This is a genomic window from Methylobacterium sp. Leaf85, from assembly GCF_001422125.1.
Classification (GTDB): Bacteria; Pseudomonadota; Alphaproteobacteria; order Rhizobiales; family Beijerinckiaceae; genus Methylobacterium; species Methylobacterium bullatum.
Genome location: NZ_LMME01000032.1, coordinates 20,507 through 45,639, shown reverse-complemented (window position 1 = coordinate 45,639; position 25,133 = coordinate 20,507). Strand labels below are relative to the sequence as shown.

Genomic DNA, 25,133 nt, shown 5'->3' with positions numbered 1-25,133 from the left:
CTTGCGCCCGCGCACGGCTCGACGCAGGTTGCCGCCGCCATGACACCCTCCCTCCGATCCGTCACCGTCCCGATCCGCACCGCCCGCCTCGTCCTGGCGGCGAGCGGTTTCCTGGCCGCCGGCATCGGTGCGGCCATGGCTCAGAGCCTCTCGGTCGATCTCGGCCAGGGCGGGGTGACGGAGCGGGCGCTCCAACTCGTCGCCCTCATCACCGTCCTCGCGCTGGCGCCGTCCGTGCTCGTGATGGCAACTTCGTTCACGCGGATCGTGGTGGTCCTGTCGATCCTGCGCTCGGCCCTCGGCACGCAGAGCGCGCCGCCCAATGCCGTGATCACCAGCCTCGCCCTGTTCCTCACCGCCTTCGTCATGGCGCCGACGGCGCGGGAGGCTTACCGGACCGGCATCGAACCGCTGATCGCCGGGCAGATCACGCAGAGCGTGGCGTTCGAGCGGGCCTCGGCCCCGTTCAAGACCTTCATGCTGCGCAACGTGCGCGAGAAGGACCTGAAGCTGTTTCTCGACATGGCGAAGGCTCCCGCCCCTGCCGGGCCGGAAGCCATCGGCCTTGAGATCGTCACGCCGGCCTTCATGATCTCGGAACTCAGGCGGGCCTTCGAGATCGGCTTCCTCCTCTTCATCCCCTTCCTCATCATCGACCTCGTCGTCGCCTCGATCCTGATGGCGGTGGGCATGATGATGGTGCCGCCGGCGACGGTGGCACTGCCGTTCAAGCTGATCTTCTTCGTGCTGGTGGACGGCTGGACCCTGGTCGCGGGCTCGCTGATCCAGAGCTACGGAAGCTGAATGCGGGATCAGCCGTGCAGGTGGTCCAGGATGGCGAGCCCCGCCGGCGTCGCCTCGTAGCGGGTCCGCTGGGTGCGCTGGTTGCGCTCGGTGATCGCCAGAAGCTCCGCTTCCCCCGACAGGGTCTCCACGGCGCGCAGGACGAGGGCATGCTCCACGCCGAACACCCGCGCGAAGCTGCGGCTGTCGGCGGCGAGCTTCAGGTGCAGCCCCGCCAGCAGCCCGGCCTCCAGGGTGGAGAGGCCGGGCTGGAGATCGGCGATGGAATCGGTGACGGCGAGGAAGGTCTCGGCGTCGGCGGGCGGCTCGCTCACGCGGCTTGCGCCGGGCGGCGGATCGAGACCATCACCGATTTCGAGGTCGGCGTGTCGCTCTCCTTGCCGAAGGACGACAGGGGAACGAGGACGTTGAGCTCCGGGTAGTAGCCGGCGAGACTGCCGCGCGGCATGTCGAAGGGCACGAGGCGGAAGCCTTCGGCCACCCGCACCACGCCGTCGTCGTGGGTGCCGACGATGTCCACCCGGTCGCCGGCGACGGCACGGATCTCGGCCAGGTCGTCGGGATGGGCGAACAACACCTGACGCTCGCCGTAGACCCCGCGATAGCGGTCGTCGAGGCCGTAGACGGTGGTGTTGTACTGATCGTGGCTGCGGAAGGTCTGGAGCACGAAGGTGTCGCCCATCGCCCTCGCCTGCTGATGCTCGGTTGCCTCCGGCAGGGCATCGGCGGAGAAGTTCGCTTTTCCGTTCACCGTCTCGAAGTTGCGCTCGGCGGCGAGGTTGCGCAGCATGAAGCCGCGCGGACGGCGGACGCGGGCGTTGTAGCCGGCGAACCCCGGAATGGTCCGCTCGATCAGCGCACGGATGCCGTCGTAATCGTCGGCGAGGGCTGCCCAATCGACCTTGTCCGAGCCGACGGTGGCCGCCGCCATGCCGGCGATGATCGCGATCTCGGAGCGCAGCTCCGGCGAGGCGGGCTTGTTGATGCCGCCCGAGCCGTGGACCATGCTCATGGAATCCTCGACCGTGACGATCTGGATCTTGCCCTTCGAATTCCGGTCGATCTCGGTGCGGCCGATACAGGGCAGCAGGTAGGCGACGCGACCGGGCACGAGATGCGAGTGATTGAGCTTCGTCGCGATGTGGACGGTGAGTTCGCAGGAGGCGAGCGCCTTGGCCACCAGCGCGGTATCGGGCGTGGCGCGGGCGAAGTTGCCGCCGAGCCCGATGAAGGCCTTCGACGAACCGTCGAGCATGGCGCCGATGGCGCCGATGACGTTGTGACCGTGCTTGCGCGGGGCGACGAAGCCGATCTCGCGCTCGAGGGCGTCGAGCAGCGCGGCGGGCGGCTTCTCGTTGATGCCCACCGTGCGGTCGCCCTGCACGTTGGAATGGCCGCGCACGGGGCAGAGGCCGGCACCGGGACGGCCGATATTGCCGCGCAGGAGCATGACGTTCGTCATCTCGCGGATGGTGGCCACCGAGTGCTTGTGCTGGGTGACGCCCATGGCCCAGGTGCAGATCACCTTGTCGGCGCCGAGATAGACGTCGGCAGCCACCTCGATATCGGCGCGGGACAGGCCGGACTGGTCCTCGATCGCCTCCCAGCTCGTCGCCTCCACGACGGCGCGATAGGCCTCGTGGCCCTCGGCATGGTGGCTGAGGAAGGCGCGATCCAGGACGGATGGACGGCCGGCGGCGCGAGCCGCGTCGTCCGCCGCGAAGACCGCCTTGGCGATGCCGCGGAACGCCGCCATGTCGCCGCCCGGACGGGGCTGGTAATAGTGGCTCGCCACCGGGGCGCTGGCACCGCGCAGCATCTCCACCGTGTTCTGCGGGTCGGCGAAGCGTTCGAGCCCGCGCTCGCGCACGGGGTTGAACACGACAACGCGGGCGCCGCGGGTGGCAGCCTTGCGCAGGTCGCCGAGCATGCGGGGATGGTTGGTGCCGGGGTTCTGGCCAACCACGAAGATCGCGTCCGCCTTCTCGAAATCCTCGAGCAGCACGGTGCCCTTGCCGATGCCGATGGCCGCCTGGAGGGCGATGCCGCTGGCCTCGTGGCACATGTTGGAGCAGTCGGGGAAGTTGTTGGTGCCGTAGAGCCGGGCGAACAGCTGGTAGATGTAAGCAGCCTCGTTGGAGGCGCGACCGGAGGTGTAGAACTCGGCACGGTCCGGGCTGTCGAGGCCGCGCAGGGTGGCGCCGATCTCGGCGAAGGCGTCGTCCCAGCAGACCGGCAGATAGCGGTCGCTGCCTGCGTCGTAGCGCATGGGGTGCGTCAGGCGGCCCTCGCCTTCGAGGGCGTAGTCGGTCCAGCCACGCAGCTCCGAGACGGTATGCTTGGCGAAGAACTTCGGCGGCGTGCGCTTGTCGGTCGCCTCCCAGGAGACGGCCTTCACGCCATTCTCGCAGAACTCGAACGACGAGCCGTGCGCCGGATCACCCCAGGCGCAGCCGGGACAATCGAACCCGTCGGGCTGGTTGGCCTTGAGCATGGCGCGGGCCCCGGAGAGCGGGGCGCGGCTGCTCAGCAGGTGCTTGCCGCAGCTCTTCAGCGCGCCCCAACCGCCGGCGGCGGAGGAACGCTTGGGGGACGCGACCGGGTGATCCATGAACGATCCTGGTTCGGCAAATAAGGGATGGGACAGTGCCGTCGCAGGGCGAGGTTACCGTCTATCCCGCCAGCGATATCGCACCGCACAAGGATCACTCAATCAGGGGCAAACGCGGGCCAGTCATGCGCCTGTGGACATGGCATGGCATGAAACCGAGCAGTCTTACGGAGTTCTAAACTCACCTCCGATCCCAGCGCAGGAGACGCATGCGAATGACGCTGGGATCGGAGCTGCCGGCCCACTTCGAAAACCGGCCTCACCCAGGCGTCCATTGCAACGCAGGAGCATGTCTCGCCACGTCCCTGGGCCCGACCCTCGCTACCTCGCGCCGAGGCCGAGCCTGGCCAAGGTCGCGGCATCGCGGCCGACGATGGCGGACAGGTCGCTCGCACCCTCCGTTGCGAGCTTGCGCAGCAGGCCGGATTTGATGGTGCTCACGAGGCCGGGGCCGGCATAGACCAGGGCCGAGTAGAGCTGCAGCAGGCTCGCTCCGGCACGGATCTTGGTCCAGGCCGCCTCGGCGGAGTCGATCCCGCCGACGCCGACGAGCGGGATGGTACCGCCGACACGCAGGTAGGCCTCCGCCAGAAGGCGGGTCGCCGGTTCGAAAAGCGGGCGGCCGGACAGCCCCCCGGTCTCCGTCGCCAGGGAGGCTTCAGTGAGACTGGTCGGCCGCGCGATGGTGGTGTTGGAGACGACGAGGCCCTGCACCTTGCGGCGCAAGGCGGTGGCGACGATGGAATCGAGGGCTTCGAGCGAGATGTCGGGGGCGATCTTGAGCAGGATCGCGGTCTCGGGCGAGGCCTTGTCGCGGGCCTCGACCACGCGTCCCAACAGATCGTCGAGGAAGGCTTCGCCCTGGAGATCGCGCAGTCCGGGGGTGTTCGGCGAAGAGACGTTGACCGTGACGAAGGCGACATGGGGCGCCAGCGCCGTGGTGCAGGCCACGTAATCGGCGATCCTGTCGGTGGAATCCTTGTTGGCCCCGATGTTGATGCCCACCAGACCGGTCCGGCCGCCTCTGGCCGCGAGGCGGCCGCGCACGACGTCGAGCCCTTCGCTGTTGAGACCGAAGCGGTTGATGACGGCACCGTCGGCGCTCAGGCGGAACACGCGCGGGCGCGGATTACCGCCCTGCGGCTTCGGCACCACGCCGCCGACCTCGACGAAGCCGAAGCCCAGGCCGAGCAGGGCATCGGGCACCTGCGCGCCCTTGTCGAACCCCGCCGCCAGGCCGACCGGATTGGGGAACCGGCGGCCGAAGACGGTGACCGCGAGCCTCGAATCATCCGGACTGGGCTTTCGCGGAGGCAGAAGCCCCAGCCCGCGCAAGGTGAGGTTGTGCGCCGTCTCGGCGTCGAGACCGTGCAGGATCGGCTTTGCGAGGGGAAAGAGAGCGCCGATCATACCGATGCTCCGGTTGCGGGGCTGGCGGACGAGATAAGATCAGCTTGAAACACATGCCGTCCGTCCGGCCCGATCGGAAGCTCGGTCACGGATATGACGGCGTCGAGGGGCAGATCGCCGTAGAGATGGGGGAACAGCGCTCCGCCGCGGGAGGGCTCGTAGCGTAGGGCCTCGCCCAGCGCCTCGGCCTCGATGCCGATGAGGAGGAGATCGGAGACACCCGCGAAGTGCCGGGCGGCCGTTTCAGCCACCTGGTCGGCGGTGGAGAAATGGATGAACCCGTCGGCCTCGTCGACGGGCGCACCCGCGAACCGCCCCGCTTCCTCCGCCTCGCGCCAGAGGGCGCGCGGGCAAATCTTGTAGATCACGGGCATCGCGCGTTGCCTTCCGGTTCGACGGTCCACGCGATAGAACGGGTCGGCATCCGTCGCAACCACGATCGGTCGCTACCTCAAGTCGTCCTTTCCGAGTTCCTACACCTTCTGGATAATGGCGGCGTGCCGTTGCTTCCGGCGTAGTTTAGTTCTACTTTCCTAAAGCTAGGCTGGATGTCTTAGCCATTCTGATCGAGTCTCGCCATGCTGTCCCACGAGCAGATCTGGACCGCGATCGACCGCCTCGCGGAACGCCACGGCTTCTCGGCCTCCGGTCTCGCACGCCGTGCGGGCCTCGACGCCACGAGCTTCAATCGCTCGAAGCGGATCGGGCCGGATGGGCGCAAGCGCTGGCCCTCCACCGAATCCGTGTCGAAGGTGCTCGCGGCCACCAACGCGACGCTCGACGATTTCCTTCGCCTCATCGAGCCACGGGAAGGCATGCCGCGCGCCATGGTGCCGCTGATCGGCATGACGCAGGCCGGCGCGGGCCGGCTCTTCACCGAGGAAGGCATGCCCACGGGCGGCCCGGGCTGGGAGGAGATCGAGTTTCCCGATCTCGGCGAGGATCGCGCCTTCGCCCTCGAAGTGCAGGGCGATTCCATGGAGCCGCTCTATCGCGACGGTGACGTGCTGATCGTCTCTCCCACCGCCAGTGTCCGCAAGGGCGACCGCGTGGTGGTGCGCCTGGCGAGCGGCGAAGTGCTGGCCAAGGAACTGCGCCGCAAGACCGCCCGGACCATCGAGCTGCTCTCTCTCAACCCGAACCACCCCGAACGCATCGTCCAGGTGGCCGAGATCGCCTGGATCGCCCGGGTGATGTGGGTGCGGCAATAGCCATCGCCGGGAGCCGCCGTGCCGATCGATCCTGGCACCCGCACCCGATGCGACTCACGCTGGAGCCCGTTTCGCTCCGACAGGCCTGGATAGAGCATGGCGTTGCATGATCAGGACGGCGAACCAGGCGATCCTCCGGACTCGCGCATCGATTTTCGCTCGGGCCTCGCGGCCAGCGCCGTACCGGCCCTGTTGATCGACCCGGCGACGGCGAGGATCGTCTCGGCCAATCCCGCCTTCGCGCAACTCACCGGCCATGAGACCGGCGATCTCGCCGGACGCGACGTCCATCTCCTTCTCGGCGCCAATACCGATAAGGACGCCCGAAGCGCTTTCGCCGCGGCCTTGGCGGGCACGCGGCCGGAAGGGATCGAGGTACTGGCCTGGCGCCGAAACGGCTCGACCTTTTGGGCCGAGATCTTCGCGGTGCCCCTGCCGGATACCGGTCTTCTCCTCGCGCAACTGGTCGACGTGACCCGGCGCAGGGACGCGGAAGGGGCGCTCGCTTTGTCCCGGCAACGCGAGGCCCTCGGGTTGCTCACCAACAGCGTCGCCCACGAGTTCAACAACTTCCTGCAGATCCTCATCGGCTATATCGATGGGCTGAAGCGGCGTCTCGGCGACCGGGAAGAACCCTTCATCCAGCGGGCCGTGACCCGGTCCACCGATGCCGTGGAGCGGGCGACGATCCTGACGCGGCATTTGCTGACTTTCTCGCGCCGGATCGCGCCGGATGTCCGCCCCGTCGACATGAACGCCCTCATCACCGCTTTCGGCACGCGCATGCGCGGGACGCTTCCGCCCGGAGTGACACTGACGGTCCACACCGCGCCGGATCTACCCAACGGCCTCACCAACCCGACCCAGGTGGATCTCGCCCTCTCTCACATCGTCGCCAATGCCTGCGAGGCGATGCCGGCCGGCGGCAGTGTCGAAATCACGAGCTTCCTGGTGCCGTCGAGCGACCCGGCGATCCGCCGGCAGGGAGACGGCGCCATCGGCATCTCGGTGCGGGATACCGGGCATGGGATGTCGCCGGAGATGGCAGCGAGAGCGCTGGCTCCCTTCATCACCACGCGCGAGGCCGGGCGCGGCACCGGGCTCGCCATCGTCCACGGCCTGGTGAAGCGCCAGAACGGCACCGTCTCCCTCGACAGCAAGCCCGGCGAGGGAACGACGGTGCGGATGATCTTCCCCGCCGCCGGCTGAGGCGTCACGGCTCTTCCCATCGTCGTCCACGGAACAAAAGTGGCGCCGAAGACGGACTAAAACTTGTCGCCGGACGTCACCATATAAGGTCCGGCATTCCCGCCGGGACTCTCTCAGACTTCGTTCAGAGGCGTATTCATGTTCATCTCCTCCACGCGTCGCACCCGCGCCGCGACCATCTTCGCGCTCGCCGCGGTGCTGGCCGTCGCAGCGCCCGTTGCCGAGGCCCGTCCGGGCGGCGGCGGCGGCATGGGCTCGCGCGGCTCGAAGACGTACAACGCCCCCTCCTCCACGGCCACGGCACCGGGCGCGGCGCCGATCCAGCGTTCGCAGACGCAGCCCGGCTCGACCATGGGCAATCCCGGCATGACCAGCGCCGCCACGCAGCGTCCCCGCTTCGGCGGCGGCTTCATGGCCGGCCTGCTCGGTGCGGGCCTGCTCGGCGCGCTCCTCGGCGGCGGCTTCTTCGGTGGACTCGGCGGCATCGCCTCGATGATCGGCCTCCTCCTGCAGGTCGGCCTCATCGTGATGGTCGTCGCCTTCGCCGTGCGCTGGTTCCGCCGTCGCCAGGGCAATCCGGCTCCCGCCGGCATGTCCCGGTCCGCTCTCCAGGGCGACTCCACCCCGGGCAACTACCGCTCCGCTCCGGGCTCGGCCACCGGTCCTGGGCCGGCGATGGGGGCGACCCCGCGCGGCGCGCCTCAGCCGACCGTCGGCAAGGTCGATATCGGCCCCGGCGATTTCCAGAGCTTCGAGATCGCCCTCAACGACGTGCAGGCGGCATATGGCCGTGGCGACGTCGCCGCTCTGCGCAACCTCGCGACGCCGGAAATGGCGGGCTACTTCACCGAAGAACTCCGCGGCAACGAATCCCGTGGGGTCGTCAACCGGATCTCGAACGTGAAGCTGCTGCAGGGCGACCTGTCGGAAGCCTGGAGCGAAGGCCGGATGGAATACGCCACCGTGGCGATGCGCTACGCCATCACCGACGTGACGATCGACCTTCGGACCAACCAGACCGTCGAGACCGGCGAGCCGGAGGCCCTGGAGCTCTGGACCTTCGTGCGCGAGCGCGGCGGGCGCTGGATCCTCTCGGCGATCCAGCAGGGCCGCTGATCGCCTCAACGGCATCGGCTGAAACCAAGAAAGGGCCGCGCGGTGCAAACCGCGCGGCCCTTTTCCATTCAGGCACCGCCGAGATTCAGACGGCGCGCTTCTGGTAATCCTTGATGTCGGTGAACCGTACCTTCGGCGCGCGCTCCTCCTCGTAGCGGAGGGAGAAGGCGGTGGTCGCCATGAAGACGGGCGCGCCGTCGAGATCGCTCGCCATGGCAGAGCCATGGGTGCCGATGAAGGAATCGAGGTCGGTTTCCACATCCGATTCGATCCAGCGGCAGATCGAGAAGCGCGTCGGCTCGTAATCGATGGGCAGGCCATACTCGGCCTGGAGCCGTTCCTTCAGCACGTCGAGCTGCAGCGCGCCGACGACACCGACGATGGCCTGCGAGCCGTCATGCGGGCGGAACACCTGGACGACGCCCTCCTCGCCCATCTGCTGAAGGGCTTCCCGCAGCTTCTTGGCCTTCATCGCGTCGGTGAGCTTGATGCGGCGCAGGATTTCCGGGGCAAAGCTCGGCACGCCGCGGAACACGATCTCCTCGCCCTCGGTGAGCGTGTCGCCGATGCGCAGGGTGCCGTGGTTGGGGATGCCGACAACGTCGCCGGCAAAGGCCTCGTCGGCGATGGCACGGTCCTGCGCGAAGAAGAATTGCGGCGCGGAGAGCGACATCGGCTTGCCGGTGCGCACGAGCTTCGCCTTCATCCCGCGGCTGAGCCTGCCCGAGCAGACCCGCATGAAGGCGATGCGGTCGCGGTGGTTGGGATCCATGTTCGCCTGGATCTTGAATACGAACCCCGTCATCTTCGGCTCGGTGGGCTCCACCAGGCGCTTGTCGCAATCCTGCCCGCGCGGAGGCGGCGCAAAGCGGGCGAGCCCGTCGATGAGATCGCGCACGCCGAAATTGCGCAGGGCCGAGCCGAAGAAGACCGGCGTGAGATGCCCCTCGCGAAACGCCTCGAGATCGAAGCGCTTCAGGCCGGATTCGGCGAGCTCCGCCTCCTCGCGCCACGTTGCCACCTCGCCCTCCTCGGTGAGCAACTGTTCGAAGAGCGGGTCGTCCACGCCGGACACGGCCACGGTGCCGGCGTCGTCCGCCGCATCGAGCCGGCGCACGCGGCCGTTGCCGAGATCGTAGGTGCCGGCAAAGCTCCGCCCGCGGCCGATGGGCCAGGTGACCGGCGCGACGTCGAGGGCCAGGGTCTTCTCGATCTCGTCGAGGAGTTCGAACGGGTCGCGCGCCTCACGGTCGAGCTTGTTGATGAAGGTGACGATGGGGATGTCGCGCAGGCGGCAGACCTCGAACAGCTTGCGTGTGCGCGCCTCGATGCCCTTGGCAGCGTCGATCACCATCACCGCCGAATCGACGGCCGTCAGGGTGCGGTAGGTATCCTCCGAGAAGTCCTCGTGACCCGGTGTGTCGAGCAGGTTGAAGACGCAGTCGCCGTACTCGAAGGTCATCACCGAGGTGACCACCGAGATGCCGCGCTCCTTCTCGATGCCCATCCAGTCGGATCGGGTCGAGACGCGATTGCGCTTGGCCTTGACCTCGCCGGCGAGCTGGATCGCGCCGCCGAACAGGAGCAGCTTCTCGGTGAGCGTGGTCTTGCCCGCATCCGGGTGGGAGATGATCGCGAAGGTGCGGCGGCGGGCGACGGGATCCTTGGCCCTGTCGGCATCCTTGCCGGTCGCGTCCTTGGGTTCTGTCTGCATCAACATCGCGGGCGGCTGCTTCTCTCGTCCGCCGGGGCGGGTCTGTCTGTACAAGGTCGGGTGCGTGCCCCGTCTGTAGTGCGAACGGGGACCGGGCGAAAGCGTGGGGCCTCAACCCCTCCCGATATAGGGCATCTTCGTCGCCATCACGGTCATGAACTGCACGTTGGCGTCGAGGGGCAATCCGGCCATGTAGACCACCGCATCCGCCACGTGACGGGCATCCATCACCGGCTCGACCTTCAGCGATCCGTCCGGCTGGCGGATGCCGGCCGCCATCGGCTTGGTCATGTCCGTCTCGGCATTGCCGATATCGATCTGCCCGCAGGCGATGTCGTGGTCGCGTCCGTCGAGGGAGGTGGATCGGGTCAGGCCGGTGATCGCGTGTTTCGTGGCCGTATAGGGCGCCGAATTCGGACGCGGCACCTGGGCCGAGATCGACCCGTTGTTGATGATACGGCCGCCGCGCGGGCTCTGCGCCTTCATCATCCGGAAGGCGCCCTGCGTGCACAGGAACGCGCCGGTGAGGTTGGCATTCACCACGGCCTGCCATTGCGCCAGGGTGAGTTCGTCCAGCGGCACGGACGGGGCGAACAGGCCGGCATTGTTGAAAAGGAGGTCGAGGCGACCGAACCGGGCCTTCACCTCCGCGAAGAGATGCTCGACAGAGGCGGCATCGCCGACATCGGTCTCCACCGGCAAGGCATCGACCCCGATCGCACGCACGGCATCCGCGACCTCATCGAGCGGCCCCCGTCGACGCCCGGCCAGAGCCAGATCGAACCCGGCTCGCGCGAGCCCGAGCGACACCGCCCGGCCGATCCCGGACCCCGCCCCGGTGACGATCGCGATCCGCTTCGACATGCGCACTCTCCATTTCCTGGTCGGCGCAGCGAACAGGCTGTTGCAACGGGCCGACGCGGCGTCTAGACAACGCGCGGCCTTGCGTCGATGGGGCGTCGCCAAGTGGTAAGGCAGCGGTTTTTGGTACCGCCATTCGGAGGTTCGAATCCTCCCGCCCCAGCCATCCACGCAAACGGGCCGGCTCGCCGGGCGCACAAGATTGTCTGTCGTCACTTGTGTGCGGAATGTCAGACGCGACAATCCCCGCTGACTGATTTTTTTGGAATTCGAACATATCGAAGAGTCAGGTTGTTCTCAAACAACTTTGGTAAATTCCCGCATTAAATTTTATAGTTCATTACAGATGCAATTTCACGGAATATTACAATAACAATAGATCGTTTATTTATAAAAATATGCTCCAATAGAATATCGGCAATGTAAATTTAATCCATATATTTATAAATCTACAATATACTAAATTGTTATAGTAAAAATTGAATGTCTCATGTTCTAATGAAGCAAAATTCACTTACCATTGCGCTGATGATTCACCCCCTTGAGGGTGTGGCAAAATAAAACCTATGAGGCGAAGGAACTTATTAATCCATATTAAAATCAGAATTTTTCTGCTTGGTTGGGCATTATAAAGCAGCTACCGTCGCGATGTTTCGCCAGCCAACGATAACGATATGTGAGTTCGCCATGGTGCCAGCCGCTTTCACCGCCGGCCTCGGAGTCGGTCTTTCGTTTCTTCTCGGACCCAATATTGGAGTCATCGCGCTGGTTCCGGTGCTCGTCCTGTGCATGATCCGCCTCTTTGGCGAACGTGTCCTTCGTATGATGGAAGATTGAAGGACTGGCGGGCGAGTGGAACTATCGTTCCGATAGCGCCAGATCTCTTACTGCGGTTGGTCATCGCCCCGGCGAAGGCGACCGATGATTTCGGCGAAAACCTCCGAGGTCGTGGCTTGGTCGTCGAGTGGATAGGCTGACCGCAGGCCGCCGATCAGGCTCTCCACCGTCCGTTTTCCAGGTGAGCGACGCCGCGCCGCAATGTGGCTGGCCGCACCGCGACCATTTTCATCCGAGCCGCCGGAGGAGCACTGAACTGACATCGCGTATACCCGTTGCCGTAGACGGTATCGGAGGTTCGCGCGTCGCGCCGGTCCTGGGCACTGCATCGAGCCCGACCTCCCTGTTCATGACGGACCACTATACAATATCGATGCCGCCGGGTGAGATCCTCGAAGCTCCGTCGAGCAGATCGCCTCCGCGACATGGCCGGGATGCTCGAAGAGAACATCCGGCCGCCCGGCAGCCAAAGCATCTCTTCGCGTATATCCCCATGATACGGCTCCGAAATCGCAACCGGCCGCCTTGGCCGCATCGTGGTCGCGCAATTCGTCGCCGATGTAGATGACGCTTCCGCGCGCTCCGGCCTTTCGCATGACCGCCGTCAGACGTTTGGCCTTGCCGAACATCGATGCGCCGCAGGCATAGTGGCGGAAACGAGCGGCACAGGGCCCCAGGACGTGCCGAATATTGGCCTCGCTGTTCGAGCTGACGATCGCGAGGACGATGCCGGCCTCATCGAGATCGCGAAGCATGTCGCGAATGCCGGGAAACAGCGAGATCGCCTCGATATCGCGGGCCGCGAGGCCGTGCATGTGCCGGGTGATGAAAGGCAGCTTCCATGCAGGCACGTCGAGTTCGCGAATGAGGGCACGGGCGGATAGGCCGCGAAGCGCCTCCGTCTCGGCGGGGTCGATGTGTCGGAAACGGTAGCGACGGGCGACACCGTTGATGACGCTGCAGAACCACGGGAAGGTATCGGCGAGCGTTCCGTCGAAATCGAAGACGACCAGTCCGTAGGGTTTGCCCATCACGCAGGCATTTCGTGCGAAAGCAGCCATTGCCCTGGCCACGCCCGCAGACGAAGTCGGCGATCGCCATGCCGGCACCGCCTCACCCCACCGGCAGTCGGAATTGCCAATGCGCCCGCGCCACGGCTTCGACACCAAAACCGGCGATGGGTCACTTGATCCATGCGGTCATTCCACTCCATCGAGGAAGGACCGACGAACGGCATCGGCCCGAAGGATGGGTTATCTCCTCCGAGCCGATTGTCTCGCAAACGAAGCGGTCTTGGGAAGTCAGGCCGCTTGCGACTCGGTGAGCGTCGGGTAGTCGATATAGCCCTCAGGTCCCTGGCTATACCACGTCGCCTGCACGTCCTTCTGCAGCGGAGCATGCGTCGCGATCCGCTCGACGAGATCGGGATTGGCGATGAAGGGCCGGCCGAAGGCGATGGCGTCGGCCTTACCATCGGCGAGGGCGGCCTCGGCGGCGGCGGGATCGTAATCCGAATTGAGGATCAGCGGCCCGTCGAAAGCCTGTCTGATCACGGGCGCCACCGGCGGGTGGTTCGGCTTGCCGAAGGTACCGTTCGGACCGGGTTCGCGCAGTTCGAGAAAGGCGATGCCGATCTTCGAGAGAGCGGCGGCGGCCGCACCAAACAGGGCGTCCGGGTTCGAATCGTCCACGCCCTGAATCTGGCCGTTCGGCGACAGGCGCACGCCGGTGCGGTCCTTCCCGATGGCGTCGGCCACGGTCTGCGTGACCTCCGTCAGCAGGCGGATGCGATTTTCGATGGAGCCACCGTAGCGGTCGTCGCGGTGATTGGTGTTGTCGCGCAGGAACTGGTCGATGAGATAGCCATTCGCCGCGTGGATCTGCACGCCGTCGAATCCGGCGGCGATCGCGTTGCGCGCGGCGCGGTCGTAATCCGCCAGGAGGCGCGGAATCTCGTCGACCGGCAGGGCGCGTGCCTCGGCATAGGGCTGCTTGCCCTCGTAGGTATGGGCCTCATCGGGCGCCGTGGTGGCGGAGGACGAGATCGGCGCCTTGCCGTCATTGAAGCTCGGATGCACCACGCGCCCCATATGCCAGAGCTGGCAGACGATCCTGCCCCCGGACTCATGGACCGCCTTCACCACGGGCTTCCAGGCTTCGACCTGCTCGTCCGACCAGATACCCGGCGCATAAGGCCAGCCGAGCCCTTCCTGGCTGATGCCCGTCGCCTCGGTGAGGATCACGCCCGCGCCGGCGCGCTGGGTGTAATACTCGACCATGATCGGGGTCGGTACATGCTCCCTGGTGGCACGGCCACGGGTGAGAGGCGCCATGAAGATGCGGTTCTTCGCGTCGATCGCGCCGATGCGGATCGGGTCGTTCAGTGAAGGCATGAAGATCTCTCGTCAGACTACGACAAAGTGAGCGCGACCGTTTCGGGTGCGTCCGCTGAGACCGTAGTTATGGCGCTGACGAGAGACCGTCAGGGGGACGGCTGGGCCGGGCGGCGCCACCTGTGCGCCGCCGCACGCCAACGTACCCACAACATCGCCCCTGCAATCACCTTTCCGGCACCTGCCGAGGCTTCATCTCTGCGACCGTCCATCGGAGCCGAGCTTCAGAGATGCGCGAGCACCGCCAGCAGAAGCAGAGCGATGATGTTGGTGATCTTGATCGCGGGATTCACGGCCGGCCCGGCCGTATCCTTGTAGGGGTCGCCGACGGTGTCACCGGTCACCGCCGCCTTGTGAGCGTCGGAGCCCTTGCCGCCGTGGTGACCGTCTTCGATGTACTTCTTCGCATTGTCCCACGCCCCGCCGCCGGACGTCATCGAGATCGCCACGTAGAGGCCGGTGAGGATCACGCCGAGCAGGGACGCGCCCACCGTGGCGAAGGCCTGGTTCTTCCCGGCGATCGCCTGGATCGCGAAGAACAGCACGATGGGCGACAGGACCGGCAGGAGCGAAGGCAGGATCATTTCCTTGATCGCCGCGCGGGTGAGCATATCGACGGCCCGCCCGTAATCCGGACGGTCGGTGCCCGCCATGATGCCGGGCTTCTCGCGGAACTGCCGCCGCACCTCCTCCACCACGGCACCGGCAGCACGGCCCACCGCCGTCATCGCCATGCCGCCGAACAGGAACGGGATCAGACCGCCGAGAAGCAGGCCAACGACGACGTAGGGGTTCGACAGGGAGAAATCGACGGTGACGCCCTGGAAGAAGCGGTACTGGGTCGGGCTCGCATTGGCGATGAAGTAGTCCAGGTCGCTGGTATAGGCGGCAAATAGGACCAGGGCACCGAGACCGGCCGAGCCGATGGCGTAGCCCTTGGTGACGGCCTTGGTGGTGTTGCCGACGGCATCGAGCGCGTCGGTGGACTTGCGGACTTCCGGTGGCAAACCAGCCATCTCCGCGATACCGCCGGCATTGTCGGTGACGGGGCCGAACGCGTCGAGGGCGACGATGAAGCCGGCGAGCGCCAGCATGGCGGAAACGGCGATGGCGATGCCGAACAGGCCCGCCAGCGAGTAGGTGGAGATGATGCCCGCCACGATGACGAGCGCCGGCAGGGCCGTCGATTCCAGCGAGATCGCCAGGCCCTGGATCACGTTGGTGCCGTGGCCGGTGACGGAGGCGTCGGCGATGGACTTCACCGGGCGGAAGTTGGTGCCGGTATAGTATTCGGTGATCACCACGATGAGCGCGGTGATGACGAGGCCGATCACGGCGCAGCCGAACAGGCCGCCGGAGGTGAAGGTGACCCCGGCGTTGGTCTTGAACTCGGTGGCGAAACCGCCGAACAGTGCAAAATTGACCAGCGCGATGGCGACGATGGAGAGCGCGCCTGCAGTGACGAGGCCCTTGTAGAGCGCTCCCATGATCGACTGGTTGGCCCCGAGCCGCACGGCATAGGTGCCGGCGATGGAGGTGAGGATGCAGGCCGAGCCGATGGCCAGCGGATAGAGCAGCATCGCCTCCAGCACGTTGCGGCCGCCGACATCGGTCTGGCCGGCGAAGAAGATCGCCGCGAGCACCATGGTGGCGACGACGGTCACCGCGTAAGTCTCGAACAGATCGGCCGCCATGCCGGCGCAGTCGCCGACATTGTCACCCACATTGTCGGCGATGGTGGCGGGGTTGCGCGGATCGTCTTCCGGAATCCCAGCCTCGACCTTGCCGACGAGATCGCCGCCGACATCCGCGCCCTTGGTGAAGATGCCGCCGCCGAGGCGGGCGAAGATCGAGATCAAGGATGCGCCGAAGCCGAGCGCCACCAGGGAATCGATGACTTCGCGGCTGGCGGGCGCGAGGCCCGAAACGCGGGTGAGGAAGGTGTAGTACAGAGCGACTCCGAGGAGCGCGAGACCGGCCACGAACATGCCGGTGACGGCGCCGGACTTGAACGCGACGTCGAGCCCCGCTCCGAGGGAGGTGGAGGCCGCCTGCGCCGTGCGGACATTGGCGCGAACCGACACGTTCATCCCGATGAAGCCGGCCGCTCCCGAGAGTACGGCGCCGATGAGGAAGCCGATGGCGACCTTGAGCCCCAGGAAATAGGCGAGCGCCACGAACAGGACCACGCCGACGATGCCGATGGTGGCGTATTGCCGGCGCAGATAGGCCTGTGCCCCTTCCGCGATCGCCCCGGCGATCTCCTGCATCCGCTGGGTGCCAGCGTCGCGTTTCATCACGTCGTTGATCGTGACGATACCGTAGGCGACGGCGCACAGCCCGCCCAGGATGATAAGCAACAATGCGGTCATTCTACCGTCCTTGCGTTGTTATCGTGATGACGAAGCTCGGCTGGCTGGCCGTGGGACGAGGCGCTTGATGCGTTTTAGGCATTCCCTACCTGGGATGCCTGCTCTGAGTGCCAAACTTCCGAGACAAGAGCAAATGCTGTCTAGCTATTTTCGCAGCGAATATTTTTGCATTGCACAAATCGCTAAGCGTTTGATTGAACTCGTTCGTATTCGCATGTGCTCGCATTGGGTCTGGAGCAGGATGCAACGCAGCGAAACTTTGAGTGCCAACACTCGCTTCGGCATCGATTCCCAAATCGAGGGCAGTTTCAAAATCTCGGAAACGCGGTATCTCCTGAGACCATGACTCAGGCGGAACAGCAGACACCGGACCCGGCTCTCGCCAGGCTGAGCCTGGCGCTCGACGGGATACCCCAACGCGGGTTGCCGCCGGTGGAGCGCTGGCATCCGCCCTATTGCGGCGAGATCGACATGCGGATCGCCGCGGACGGAACCTGGTTCCACAACGGCTCGCCGATCCGCCGCCCGGCCCTCGTCAAGCTGTTCTCCTCCATCCTGCGGCGGGAGCCCGATGGCCGCATCGTCTTGGTGACGCCGGTGGAGAGCGTGGGCATCGTCGTGGACGATGCGCCCTTCGCTGCCGTGGAGATGGCGGCGGAGGGGGAAGGCGAGGCCCGGCGGATCGCGTTCCGCACCAATGTCGACGATCTCGTCACCGTCGACGCCAACCATGCCCTTCGCTTCGAGGAAGGCGGCGACGGAGGCTTGCGCCCCTATGTCCATGTCCGCCGCGACCTCTGGGCGCTCCTCACCCGCGCCACGACCTACGACCTCCTGGCGCTGGGAGAGGAACGCCTGATCGATGGCGTCTCGTGGTTCGGCATCGCCGGCGGCGGCAGCTTTCACACCGTCGCGCGCAGCGAAGGCGCATGAGCTTCGACGCGCTGTCCGACCTGCTCGACAGGGCCGGGCGGGGCCTCTTGCCAACTCCGCCCAAGGCCGGTGACCCGATCTCGAACCCACGCGGAGACCACGACCTCGATCCCATCGGTATCGCGATCCCTCCGGGCAGACCGCACCGGCCAGCGGCGGTGCTGGTCCCCGTCATCGTCAGGGACGCGGAGCTCTCCGTGCTCTTCACCGTCAGGGCCTCGCACCTGCGGGACCATTCCGGCCAGATCGCCTTTCCCGGCGGCAAGATCGAACCCTCCGACAGGAGCCCGGCCGATGCCGCCCTTCGCGAAGCCCGGGAGGAGATCGGCCTTCGCCCCGACGACATCCGGATCCTCGGCTATCTCGACCCCTATCTGTCGGCCACGGGCTTCCTCGTGGTGCCGGTGGTGGGGCTCTGCGCAGGAGGGGCACGGCTCGATCTCGATCCGGCCGAGGTGGCGGACGTCTTCGAAGTCCCTCTCGCTCGCCTGATGGACCCGGTTCGCCGCCGGCTCGGCGTCGGGGTCTGGCAGGATCGCCCGCGCCGCTACTACGCGATCCCTTTCGGGGACCGCATGATCTGGGGTGTGACGGCAGGGATCGTGAACAATCTCCACGAACGCCTGTTTCCGTGACATGACGGGCTTCCACCACCCCGTGAAAGCCACATGATCCGTCGCCTTTTCGAAGAAGCCCTCATCTTCCTGCTGCCCTTCGTGCTGTTCGGCCTCTATCTCGCGATCAGGGGCCGCAACCCGCGTCATGGCGCCCATTGGGAAGGGTCGGTGTTCCGCCTGACCATGGGAGGGCTCGTTCTGGTGATCCTGTCTCTCGTCGTCGTGGGGTTGACCGGCGAGAAGCATCGCGGCGGCTATGTCCCGCCGAGCATCGAGAACGGCCAGGTCGTTCCGGGCCATTTCCAGTGACGATCCGTGATCTCAAGCGGGACGGGCTGAACGCCCTTCTTGCGGATCAGGCCATCTCGCACGTGCTTTCCGTGCTGAAGGCGCCAGGAGAGGAAACCCGGATCGTCGGAGGGGTCGTCCGCGATGCCCTGCTCGGGCGGGTCGGGTCCGACATCGATCTCGCCACCACTCTGCTGCCCGAGGATGTGATGCGGCGGGCAACGGCCGCCTCCTTGAAGGCAATCCCCACCGGGATCGAGCATGGAACGGTGACGATCCTGTTCGACGGCCGGGCGTTCGAAGTGACGACCCTCCGGGAGGATGTCGAGACCGACGGGCGGTATGCGGTGGTGAGGTTCGGGCGCGATTTCGCCCGCGATGCCGAGCGCCGCGACTTCACGATCAACGCCCTGTCCCTGAGCGGGAACGGCGCCTTGCACGACACGACGGGAGGCGAAGCGGATCTTCACGCGGGCCGCGTCCGCTTCATCGGGGATGCGGCGACCCGAATCCGCGAAGACGCTCTGCGCATCCTGCGCTTCTTCCGCTTCCATGCCCGCTACGGCATCGGAGCACCCGACGAGGAGGGGTTACGGGCAGCGGCCGACGCGGCGGAGGCCCTCGACGGCCTGTCGCGCGAACGGGTTCGTTCGGAACTCCTGAAGCTCCTGGAAGCGCCGGGCGCCGTCCAAGCCGTCGCAGAAATGAGGGGAGCCGGGCTGCTAGCACGTATTGTCGGCGCCGAAGGTCATCTCGACCGCCTGGAACGGGCCGTTTCGATGAGTGCGAATCATGGCTTGCCGCAGAGCGCTGTCGCACGGCTCGCCGCCCTGGCCGTCGATTCCGGCACCGATGCCGAGCGACTGAGACAATCGCTGCGCCTATCGAACGAGGAGCACGCCTGTCTTCAGGCGTATGCGGCGGCGAGGGGGGCGATAGAGCGTCTGCCCGTCATTGCGGCGGCAGATGTACGGCGCCTCGTCGCGACACAGGATCTGGGCGGCTTGGCCCTCGTCGTCGCCGCGAAGGGCGACCAGCGAATGAGTGAGATGAGCGTGGAGGCTCGCTTGGCCTTCGAGCGGTTCCTCGACGGCACCCAACCCGTACCCGTCTTTCCCCTGAGCGGGGGCGACCTCATCGCGGCGGGCGTCCCACCGGGCCGTTCGATCGGGAAGGGACTCGCAGCCAGCCATGCTTTCTGGCTCGAACGGGGATGTCCCTCCGGGAAGGAGGAGCGCACCCTCCTCCTCGATCATGCCGTCGCCACCGCCCGCTCGAAAGCCTGAGCGCGGCGAAGAAATCAGAAGTTGAGAGCGACCTTGGCATCCTGAAGCTGGACGATCTGACCACTGATCTCGTCCTTCCTGGCGAAATCTTCGGTGGCATCGCGCTGCAACTCGAGGGCGGCGATATCCTTGTCGAGGGAATCGGGCGTGATTTCCTCGAACGGGTTGGCTCGCTCGGCGATCACGGTGACCATCGTCGGTCCGATATCGGCGAAGCCACCGCGCACCAGCACGCGCTTGCCGGCATGCCCCGCCTCGTTGATGACGATGACGCCGACCTTGAGTGCGGTGAGAACCGGAGCATGACCCGGCAGCACGGTCATCTCGCCCTCGACGCCGGGAAGCTGCACGGCCTCGATCTGACCGGAATAGACCGTCCGCTCGGGGCCGACGAAATCGAACTGGAAAGTGGCCATGACGTCGCGAGTCCCGATTCGGGTTGTCATTTAGAACCGATGGCGCAGCGGCCTGAGCCCTGCGCCATAATGTGTTTCAGGCGCGTGCCCGACCAGCGACGAAGCCAACCCCGAGGCCGAGGGCCGCACCGATCACGGCGAAGATGCCGATGTGCTGCATCTGGCCGGTGGTCAATGAGCCGCCGTTGGTACCTGCCGGCTTGTCGCCCTGAACCTCGAGGCTGAAGTCGCCGATCCTGATCTCGGCAGCCTGAGGCCGGGTAAGATACCCGGCCAGGGCGCCGACCACGAGTCCGACGAGGAGAAGGCCAATCTTGGCGTTCATGCGCTCAGGCCGCGGCGGCGATCTTCTTCGCCTTTTCCTTGGCGTCCTCGATCGTGCCGACCATGTAGAAGGCCGCCTCCGGCAGGTCGTCGTAATCGCCGTTCACCAGGCCCTTGAAGCCCTTGATCGTGTCGGCCAGGGGGACCTGGATGCCGGGCGAGCCGGTGAAGATCTCGGCCACCGAGAAGGGCTGCGAGAAGAAGCGCTCGATCTTGCGGGCGCGGGCGACGGTGAGCTTGTCCTCTTCCGAGAGCTCATCCATGCCCAGGATCGCGATGATGTCCTGCAGGGCCTTGTAGCGCTGCAGGGTCTGCTGGACGCGGCGGGCGACGTCGTAATGCTCCTCACCGAGAACGGCGGGGTTGAGCATGCGCGAGGTCGAGTCCAGCGGATCCACGGCCGGGTAGATGCCCTTCTCGGCGATGGACCGCGAGAGCACGGTGGTGGCGTCCAAGTGGGCGAACGAAGCGGCGGGCGCCGGATCGGTCAGATCGTCGGCCGGCACGTAGATGGCCTGCACGGAGGTGATCGAGCCCTTGGTGGTGGTGGTGATGCGCTCTTGGAGGGCGCCCATATCGGTGGCCAGCGTCGGCTGGTAACCCACGGCGGAGGGGATGCGGCCGAGGAGAGCCGACACTTCCGAGCCGGCCTGGGTGAAGCGGAAGATGTTGTCCACGAAGAACAGCACGTCCTGGCCCTGGTCGCGGAAATCCTCGGCGATGGTGAGGCCGGTCAGCGCGACACGCGAGCGGGCGCCGGGGGACTCGTTCATCTGGCCGTAGACGAGCGCACACTTGGAGCCTTCGGCCGAGCCGTTGTTCTCCTTCGGGTCCATGTTGACCTTGGACTCGATCATCTCGTGGTAGAGATCGTTACCCTCGCGGGTGCGCTCACCGACGCCGGCGAACACCGAGTAGCCCGAGTGCACCTTGGCGATGTTGTTGATGAGCTCCATGATCAGCACGGTCTTGCCGACGCCGGCGCCGCCGAACAGGCCGATCTTGCCGCCCTTGGCGTAAGGGGCGAGGAGATCGACCACCTTGATGCCGGTGACGAGGATCTGCGACTCGGTGGACTGCTCGGCGTAGGACGGCGCGGGCTGGTGGATGGCGCGCAGGGTGTCCGACTGGATCGGGCCGGCCTCGTCGATTGGCTCGCCGATGACGTTCATGATGCGGCCGAGGGTGTTGAAGCCGACCGGTACCTTGATGGCTTCGCCGGTGTCGGTGACTTCCTGGCCACGAACGAGGCCTTCCGACGTGTCCATGGCAACGCAGCGCACGGTGCTCTCACCGAGCTGCATGGCCACTTCGAGAACGAGGCGGTTGCCGTTGTTCTTGGTCTCGAGGGCGTTGAGGATCTCCGGCAGGTGGCCGTCGAAGTGAACGTCGACCACGGGGCCGATGACCTGGGTGATCTTGCCGACCTTGTTGGAGCCGGCGCCGGGGAGAGCGGTGTTCGCCATGTTACGGGTCCTTCGAATATGTTGCGGTCAGGGCGACGGGGAGCGCTTAGAGCGCTTCGGCACCCGAGATGATTTCGATGAGTTCCTTGGTGATCATGGCCTGACGCGTACGGTTGTAGATCTGCGTCTGCTTCTTGATCATCTCGCCCGCGTTGCGCGTGGCGGAATCCATGGCACCCGTGCGTGCGCCCTGCTCGGAGGCCGCGTTCTCCAGGAGAGCGCGGAACACCTGGACGGTGAGGTTGCGCGGCAGGAGCGTGTCGAGGATCGCTTCCTCGCTCGGCTCGAACTCCAGAGAGGCATCCGGAGCGGTACCGCCGGCTGCGGGCAGCTCGGCCGGGATGAGCTTCTGGGCGGTCGGCACCTGGGCGATGACGGAGCGGAAGCGCGAATAGAACAGCGTCGCTACGTCGAACTCGCCGTCGTCGAAACGCGAGATGATGCTCTGCGCGATCTCGGCGGCGAACTCGTAATCCACCGGCTTGTTGCCGCGCAGGTCACGGCTCTCGATGATCTGGTCGCGGTACTGGCGACGCAGGAGGTCGTAGCCCTTCTTGCCGACCGTGACGATCTTCACCGTCTTGCCCTCGGCCGTCAGCGTGCGGATGTGCTCGCGGGCCAAACGCACGATTGACGAGTTGAAGCCGCCGCAGAGGCCGCGGTCAGCCGTGCAGACGACCAGCAGGTGAACCTTGTCGGCTCCCGTGCCGGACAGAAGCTTCGGACCCTGGACACCACCGACGAGGTTCGCGGCGAGGTTGCCGAGCACCTGGGACATCTTCTCGGCATAGGGGCGTGCGTTCTCGGCGGCATTCTGCGCCCGCCGCAGCTTTGCGGCGGCGACCATCTGCATCGCCTTGGTAATCTTCTGCGTGCCCTTCACCGAAGCGATGCGGTTACGCAGATCCTTCAAACTCGCCATGGGGTGACTTCCAGATCCGTTCGGTGCGGTTCGACGCCATCTCTCTTCCCCTCGAGTGAGGAAGAGCCGGAGTTGGGGGTGGTGTCGAAGAGGTCTCGGCCGGTCCGGCACACCTCCACCCCAGTCCCCTCCCCGCTAAGGGAGGGGATCATCGACTGGCTTTAGGCCAGCGACTTGGCGACGCTCTCGACGACGCCCTTCAGCGTCTTCGCGCTGTCGTCGGACAGATCCTTCGAGTCACGGATCTTGGTGAGCAGATCGGCGTGCTTGGTGCGCAGGGTCGAGAGCAGCGCGTCCTCGAAGGGACGGACCTTCGACACGGGCAGAGCGTCGAGATAGCCGTTCACGCCGGCATAGATCACCGCGACCTGCTCTTCCATCTTCAGCGGCGAGAATTGCGGCTGCTTCAGGAGCTCTGTGAGGCGCGAGCCGCGGTTCAGGAGCTTCTGGGTCGAGGCGTCGAGATCCGAGCCGAACTGCGCGAAGGCAGCCATCTCGCGGTACTGGGCGAGCTCGCCCTTGATCTTGCCGGCGACCTTCTTCATCGCCTTCGTCTGTGCCGACGAGCCCACCCGGGACACCGAGAGGCCCACGTTCACCGCCGGACGGATGCCCTGGTAGAACAGGTCGGTCTCGAGGAAGATCTGGCCGTCGGTGATCGAGATCACGTTGGTGGGGATGTAGGCCGAGACGTCGTTGGCCTGGGTCTCGATAACCGGAAGCGCGGTCAGCGAGCCGTTGCCGGCGGCGTCACCCATCTTGGCGGCGCGCTCGAGCAGGCGCGAGTGCAGGTAGAACACGTCGCCGGGATAGGCTTCGCGGCCCGGCGGGCGGCGCAGCAGCAGCGACATCTGGCGGTAGGCCACGGCCTGCTTGGAGAGATCGTCGTACACGATCACGGCGTGCATGCCGTTATCGCGGAAATACTCACCCATGGCGCAGCCGGCGAAGGGGGCGATGAACTGCATCGGTGCCGCGTCGGAGGCGGTGGCGGCGATGACGATGGAGTATTCCAGCGCGCCGTTGTCCTCGAGGGACTTCACGAACTGCGCGACGGTGGAGCGCTTCTGGCCGATGGCGACGTAGACGCAGTAGAGCTTGGCGTTCTCGTCGGTGCCCGCATGGGCCGGCTTCTGGTTGAGGATCGTATCGAGGGCGATGGCGGTCTTGCCGGTCTGGCGATCGCCGATGATGAGCTCGCGCTGGCCGCGGCCGACGGGGATCAGGGCGTCGATGGCCTTGAGGCCGGTGGCCATCGGCTCATGCACCGACTTGCGCGGGATGATGCCGGGCGCCTTCACGTCGACGCGGCGACGCTCGGTGGTGGCGATGGGGCCCTTGCCGTCGATGGGGTTGCCCAGCGCGTCGACGACGCGGCCGAGGAGTGCCTTGCCGACCGGAACGTCCACGATGGCGCCGGTGCGCTTGACGGTCTGACCTTCCTTGATGTCGCGATCGGACCCGAAGATCACGATGCCGACGTTGTCCTGCTCGAGGTTGAGAGCCATGCCGCGCACGCCCGACTCGAACTCGACCATCTCGCCGGCCTGGACGCTGTCGAGGCCGTAGGCGCGGGCGATGCCGTCACCTACGGAGAGCACTTGGCCTACCTCGGTGACTTCGGCGTCCTGGCCGAAATTCTTGATCTGCTCTTTCAGGATCGCGGAGATCTCGGCAGCGCGGATGTCCATCGTCTGGCCTCTTTAAATTCGGAACGAAGTTGCTGTGGAGAAAACGGGAGCGGTCGTGCGCCGGGGCGCCGACCTCAGGCTTCCCGCATCGCGAGTCGAATACCGTTGAGCTTGGTCCGCAGGGACGCATCCACCATCCTGCTGCCGATCTTGACGATGAGACCGCCGATCAGGGCCGGATCCACCCGCAGGTCGAGATCGATCTCGGACCGGGCGACATCGCGCAAAGAAGCCTTGATCTCTTCAAGGACGGCGTCGGAGGGGCGCTCGGCCACCGTGACTTCGGCCCGCACGATGCCCTTCGAAGCGGCCACGAGCCGATTGAAGCAGCGGATCATGTCCGGCAGCACGAACAGGCGCCGGTTTGCGGCGGCGAGACGGATGAAGTTGGCGCCGAGCCCAGTGATTCCGGCCTTGTCGAGGATGGCGCCGATGGCGGCTTCCTGCTGCTCGCCGGTGAAGACCGGGCTGCGCACGAGGCGCATCAGGTCGGCGCTCTCGTTCAAAAGGCCGTCGAATTGCTGAAGGCTCGCGGCCACCGCATCGATCTGGCGCTCGTCGCGGGCCAGCTCGAACAGCGCGGAGGCATAGCGACCTGCTACGCCTGCAACCGGGGAACCCGCCTCGGAACTGGTCTGCGCCACGCGCCACT

23 protein-coding genes and 1 tRNA gene are annotated in these 25,133 nt (G+C 66.0%); 9 read left to right on the top strand and 15 right to left on the bottom strand.

Going from position 1 to position 25,133, the window contains the following annotated elements:
• The first annotated feature begins 39 nt into the window (after nucleotides 1-39).
• Complete coding sequence (gene fliP / locus ASF08_RS18020; protein ID WP_056148808.1) at nucleotides 40-804, top strand: flagellar type III secretion system pore protein FliP; 765 nt, start codon at nucleotides 40-42, stop codon at nucleotides 802-804.
• Nucleotides 805-812: 8 nt separating this feature from the next.
• Here fliP and ASF08_RS18015 read toward each other — a convergent pair whose 3' ends face one another.
• From ASF08_RS18015 to ASF08_RS18000, 4 genes are all read right to left on the bottom strand, one after another.
• Nucleotides 813-1,118 carry a hypothetical protein gene (locus tag ASF08_RS18015; RefSeq protein WP_018044876.1) on the bottom strand — a complete coding sequence of 102 codons (306 nt, stop codon included), beginning with the start codon at nucleotides 1,116-1,118 and terminating at the stop codon, nucleotides 813-815.
• The gene (locus ASF08_RS18010; RefSeq protein WP_056148058.1) at nucleotides 1,115-3,415 is read right to left on the bottom strand and encodes an FdhF/YdeP family oxidoreductase; all 2,301 of its coding nucleotides are present in this window, start codon (nucleotides 3,413-3,415) and stop codon (nucleotides 1,115-1,117) included. The genes ASF08_RS18015 and ASF08_RS18010 overlap by 4 nt, the downstream gene beginning before the upstream one ends.
• Before the next feature lie 321 nt (nucleotides 3,416-3,736).
• Nucleotides 3,737-4,825 carry a quinone-dependent dihydroorotate dehydrogenase gene (locus ASF08_RS18005; protein ID WP_056148056.1) on the bottom strand — a complete coding sequence of 363 codons (1,089 nt, stop codon included), beginning with the start codon at nucleotides 4,823-4,825 and terminating at the stop codon, nucleotides 3,737-3,739.
• Nucleotides 4,822-5,199 (bottom strand): DUF952 domain-containing protein, encoded by a 378-nt coding sequence (locus ASF08_RS18000; protein ID WP_056148052.1) that lies wholly within the window; start codon nucleotides 5,197-5,199, stop codon nucleotides 4,822-4,824. Before ASF08_RS18000 ends, ASF08_RS18005 begins: the two co-directional genes overlap by 4 nt.
• A 204-nt stretch (nucleotides 5,200-5,403) precedes the next feature.
• Between ASF08_RS18000 and ASF08_RS17995 the strand changes: the two genes are divergently transcribed.
• The 3 genes from ASF08_RS17995 (at nucleotide 5,404) to ASF08_RS17985 (ending at nucleotide 8,361) form a co-directional block, all read left to right on the top strand.
• Nucleotides 5,404-6,036: a S24 family peptidase gene (locus ASF08_RS17995; RefSeq protein WP_056148049.1), complete on the top strand. Its 633-nt coding sequence runs from the start codon at nucleotides 5,404-5,406 to the stop codon at nucleotides 6,034-6,036.
• A gap of 96 nt (nucleotides 6,037-6,132) precedes the next feature.
• The gene (locus tag ASF08_RS17990; protein WP_056148045.1) at nucleotides 6,133-7,245 is read left to right on the top strand and encodes an ATP-binding protein; all 1,113 of its coding nucleotides are present in this window, start codon (nucleotides 6,133-6,135) and stop codon (nucleotides 7,243-7,245) included.
• 138 nt (nucleotides 7,246-7,383) lie between these two features.
• A complete protein-coding gene (locus tag ASF08_RS17985; protein WP_056148044.1) occupies nucleotides 7,384-8,361 on the top strand; it encodes a TIM44-like domain-containing protein in 978 nt (325 codons plus the stop codon).
• Between the two features lie 85 nt (nucleotides 8,362-8,446).
• Here the strand turns inward: ASF08_RS17985 and ASF08_RS17980 are convergent, their stop codons facing one another.
• Nucleotides 8,447-10,081 carry a peptide chain release factor 3 gene (locus ASF08_RS17980; RefSeq protein ID WP_056148041.1) on the bottom strand — a complete coding sequence of 545 codons (1,635 nt, stop codon included), beginning with the start codon at nucleotides 10,079-10,081 and terminating at the stop codon, nucleotides 8,447-8,449.
• A gap of 105 nt (nucleotides 10,082-10,186) precedes the next feature.
• On the bottom strand, nucleotides 10,187-10,939 hold the full coding sequence (locus ASF08_RS17975) for an SDR family oxidoreductase (RefSeq protein ID WP_056148038.1): 753 nt from the start codon (nucleotides 10,937-10,939) through the stop codon (nucleotides 10,187-10,189).
• Nucleotides 10,940-11,027: 88 nt separating this feature from the next.
• Between ASF08_RS17975 and ASF08_RS17970 the strand changes: the two genes are divergently transcribed.
• Nucleotides 11,028-11,102, top strand: a tRNA-Gln gene (locus tag ASF08_RS17970).
• A gap of 1,018 nt (nucleotides 11,103-12,120) precedes the next feature.
• Here the strand turns inward: ASF08_RS17970 and ASF08_RS17965 are convergent.
• From ASF08_RS17965 to ASF08_RS17955, 3 genes are all read right to left on the bottom strand, one after another.
• Complete coding sequence (locus ASF08_RS17965) at nucleotides 12,121-12,804, bottom strand: HAD hydrolase-like protein (protein WP_082473269.1); 684 nt, start codon at nucleotides 12,802-12,804, stop codon at nucleotides 12,121-12,123.
• 270 nt (nucleotides 12,805-13,074) lie between these two features.
• On the bottom strand, nucleotides 13,075-14,166 hold the full coding sequence (locus ASF08_RS17960) for an alkene reductase (RefSeq protein WP_056148033.1): 1,092 nt from the start codon (nucleotides 14,164-14,166) through the stop codon (nucleotides 13,075-13,077).
• 224 nt (nucleotides 14,167-14,390) lie between these two features.
• Nucleotides 14,391-16,538, bottom strand: coding sequence for a sodium-translocating pyrophosphatase (locus ASF08_RS17955; RefSeq protein ID WP_056148030.1), 2,148 nt, complete (start codon nucleotides 16,536-16,538; stop codon nucleotides 14,391-14,393).
• Nucleotides 16,539-16,880: 342 nt separating this feature from the next.
• Here ASF08_RS17955 and ASF08_RS17950 point away from each other — a divergent pair, with 342 nt between their 5' ends.
• From ASF08_RS17950 to ASF08_RS17935, 4 genes are read left to right on the top strand one after another with little or no spacing between them, the layout of a single operon-like run.
• Nucleotides 16,881-17,471, top strand: a complete 591-nt coding sequence (locus ASF08_RS17950) for a DUF1285 domain-containing protein (protein ID WP_056148026.1) — start codon at nucleotides 16,881-16,883, stop codon at nucleotides 17,469-17,471.
• Nucleotides 17,468-18,106, top strand: coding sequence for a CoA pyrophosphatase (locus ASF08_RS17945; RefSeq protein WP_056148023.1), 639 nt, complete (start codon nucleotides 17,468-17,470; stop codon nucleotides 18,104-18,106). The genes ASF08_RS17950 and ASF08_RS17945 overlap by 4 nt, the downstream gene beginning before the upstream one ends.
• A 33-nt stretch (nucleotides 18,107-18,139) precedes the next feature.
• Nucleotides 18,140-18,397 (top strand): DUF6111 family protein, encoded by a 258-nt coding sequence (locus tag ASF08_RS17940; RefSeq protein ID WP_056148019.1) that lies wholly within the window; start codon nucleotides 18,140-18,142, stop codon nucleotides 18,395-18,397.
• Nucleotides 18,394-19,662: a CCA tRNA nucleotidyltransferase gene (locus ASF08_RS17935; protein WP_056148016.1), complete on the top strand. Its 1,269-nt coding sequence runs from the start codon at nucleotides 18,394-18,396 to the stop codon at nucleotides 19,660-19,662. Before ASF08_RS17940 ends, ASF08_RS17935 begins: the two co-directional genes overlap by 4 nt.
• Before the next feature lie 14 nt (nucleotides 19,663-19,676).
• On the opposite strand, the gene atpC is transcribed toward ASF08_RS17935, so the two are convergent.
• The 6 genes from atpC to ASF08_RS17905 all read right to left on the bottom strand — a co-directional run bounded on the left by atpC (nucleotide 19,677) and on the right by ASF08_RS17905 (nucleotide 25,125).
• A complete protein-coding gene (atpC, locus tag ASF08_RS17930) occupies nucleotides 19,677-20,078 on the bottom strand; it encodes an ATP synthase F1 subunit epsilon (protein WP_056148013.1) in 402 nt (133 codons plus the stop codon).
• A 76-nt stretch (nucleotides 20,079-20,154) separates the two neighbouring features.
• On the bottom strand, nucleotides 20,155-20,403 hold the full coding sequence (locus ASF08_RS17925) for a hypothetical protein (RefSeq protein WP_056148010.1): 249 nt from the start codon (nucleotides 20,401-20,403) through the stop codon (nucleotides 20,155-20,157).
• Between the two features lie 4 nt (nucleotides 20,404-20,407).
• Nucleotides 20,408-21,868, bottom strand: coding sequence for a F0F1 ATP synthase subunit beta (atpD, locus tag ASF08_RS17920; protein ID WP_018044914.1), 1,461 nt, complete (start codon nucleotides 21,866-21,868; stop codon nucleotides 20,408-20,410).
• A gap of 46 nt (nucleotides 21,869-21,914) precedes the next feature.
• A complete protein-coding gene (locus ASF08_RS17915) occupies nucleotides 21,915-22,790 on the bottom strand; it encodes a F0F1 ATP synthase subunit gamma (protein ID WP_056148008.1) in 876 nt (291 codons plus the stop codon).
• A 161-nt stretch (nucleotides 22,791-22,951) separates the two neighbouring features.
• Nucleotides 22,952-24,481 (bottom strand): F0F1 ATP synthase subunit alpha, encoded by a 1,530-nt coding sequence (gene atpA / locus ASF08_RS17910; RefSeq protein WP_056148003.1) that lies wholly within the window; start codon nucleotides 24,479-24,481, stop codon nucleotides 22,952-22,954.
• A 74-nt stretch (nucleotides 24,482-24,555) separates the two neighbouring features.
• The gene (locus ASF08_RS17905) at nucleotides 24,556-25,125 is read right to left on the bottom strand and encodes a F0F1 ATP synthase subunit delta (protein WP_056148001.1); all 570 of its coding nucleotides are present in this window, start codon (nucleotides 25,123-25,125) and stop codon (nucleotides 24,556-24,558) included.
• Nucleotides 25,126-25,133: the final 8 nt, after the last annotated feature.

What these genes read in the sequence shown, in the direction of transcription:
- fliP (WP_056148808.1), top strand. Translation starts at nt 40, where the DNA reads ATGACACCCTCCCTCCGATCCGTCACCGTCCCGATCCGCACCGCCCGC.
- ASF08_RS18010 (WP_056148058.1), bottom strand. Translation starts at nt 3,415, where the DNA reads ATGGATCACCCGGTCGCGTCCCCCAAGCGTTCCTCCGCCGCCGGCGGT.
- ASF08_RS18005 (WP_056148056.1), bottom strand. Translation starts at nt 4,825, where the DNA reads ATGATCGGCGCTCTCTTTCCCCTCGCAAAGCCGATCCTGCACGGTCTC.
- ASF08_RS18000 (WP_056148052.1), bottom strand. Translation starts at nt 5,199, where the DNA reads ATGCCCGTGATCTACAAGATTTGCCCGCGCGCCCTCTGGCGCGAGGCG.
- ASF08_RS17995 (WP_056148049.1), top strand. Translation starts at nt 5,404, where the DNA reads ATGCTGTCCCACGAGCAGATCTGGACCGCGATCGACCGCCTCGCGGAA.
- ASF08_RS17990 (WP_056148045.1), top strand. Translation starts at nt 6,133, where the DNA reads ATGGCGTTGCATGATCAGGACGGCGAACCAGGCGATCCTCCGGACTCG.
- ASF08_RS17985 (WP_056148044.1), top strand. Translation starts at nt 7,384, where the DNA reads ATGTTCATCTCCTCCACGCGTCGCACCCGCGCCGCGACCATCTTCGCG.
- ASF08_RS17980 (WP_056148041.1), bottom strand. Translation starts at nt 10,081, where the DNA reads ATGTTGATGCAGACAGAACCCAAGGACGCGACCGGCAAGGATGCCGAC.
- ASF08_RS17975 (WP_056148038.1), bottom strand. Translation starts at nt 10,939, where the DNA reads ATGTCGAAGCGGATCGCGATCGTCACCGGGGCGGGGTCCGGGATCGGC.
- ASF08_RS17965 (WP_082473269.1), bottom strand. Translation starts at nt 12,804, where the DNA reads ATGGGCAAACCCTACGGACTGGTCGTCTTCGATTTCGACGGAACGCTC.
- ASF08_RS17960 (WP_056148033.1), bottom strand. Translation starts at nt 14,166, where the DNA reads ATGCCTTCACTGAACGACCCGATCCGCATCGGCGCGATCGACGCGAAG.
- ASF08_RS17955 (WP_056148030.1), bottom strand. Translation starts at nt 16,538, where the DNA reads ATGACCGCATTGTTGCTTATCATCCTGGGCGGGCTGTGCGCCGTCGCC.
- ASF08_RS17950 (WP_056148026.1), top strand. Translation starts at nt 16,881, where the DNA reads ATGACTCAGGCGGAACAGCAGACACCGGACCCGGCTCTCGCCAGGCTG.
- ASF08_RS17945 (WP_056148023.1), top strand. Translation starts at nt 17,468, where the DNA reads ATGAGCTTCGACGCGCTGTCCGACCTGCTCGACAGGGCCGGGCGGGGC.
- ASF08_RS17940 (WP_056148019.1), top strand. Translation starts at nt 18,140, where the DNA reads ATGATCCGTCGCCTTTTCGAAGAAGCCCTCATCTTCCTGCTGCCCTTC.
- atpC (WP_056148013.1), bottom strand. Translation starts at nt 20,078, where the DNA reads ATGGCCACTTTCCAGTTCGATTTCGTCGGCCCCGAGCGGACGGTCTAT.
- ASF08_RS17925 (WP_056148010.1), bottom strand. Translation starts at nt 20,403, where the DNA reads ATGAACGCCAAGATTGGCCTTCTCCTCGTCGGACTCGTGGTCGGCGCC.
- atpD (WP_018044914.1), bottom strand. Translation starts at nt 21,868, where the DNA reads ATGGCGAACACCGCTCTCCCCGGCGCCGGCTCCAACAAGGTCGGCAAG.
- ASF08_RS17915 (WP_056148008.1), bottom strand. Translation starts at nt 22,790, where the DNA reads ATGGCGAGTTTGAAGGATCTGCGTAACCGCATCGCTTCGGTGAAGGGC.
- atpA (WP_056148003.1), bottom strand. Translation starts at nt 24,481, where the DNA reads ATGGACATCCGCGCTGCCGAGATCTCCGCGATCCTGAAAGAGCAGATC.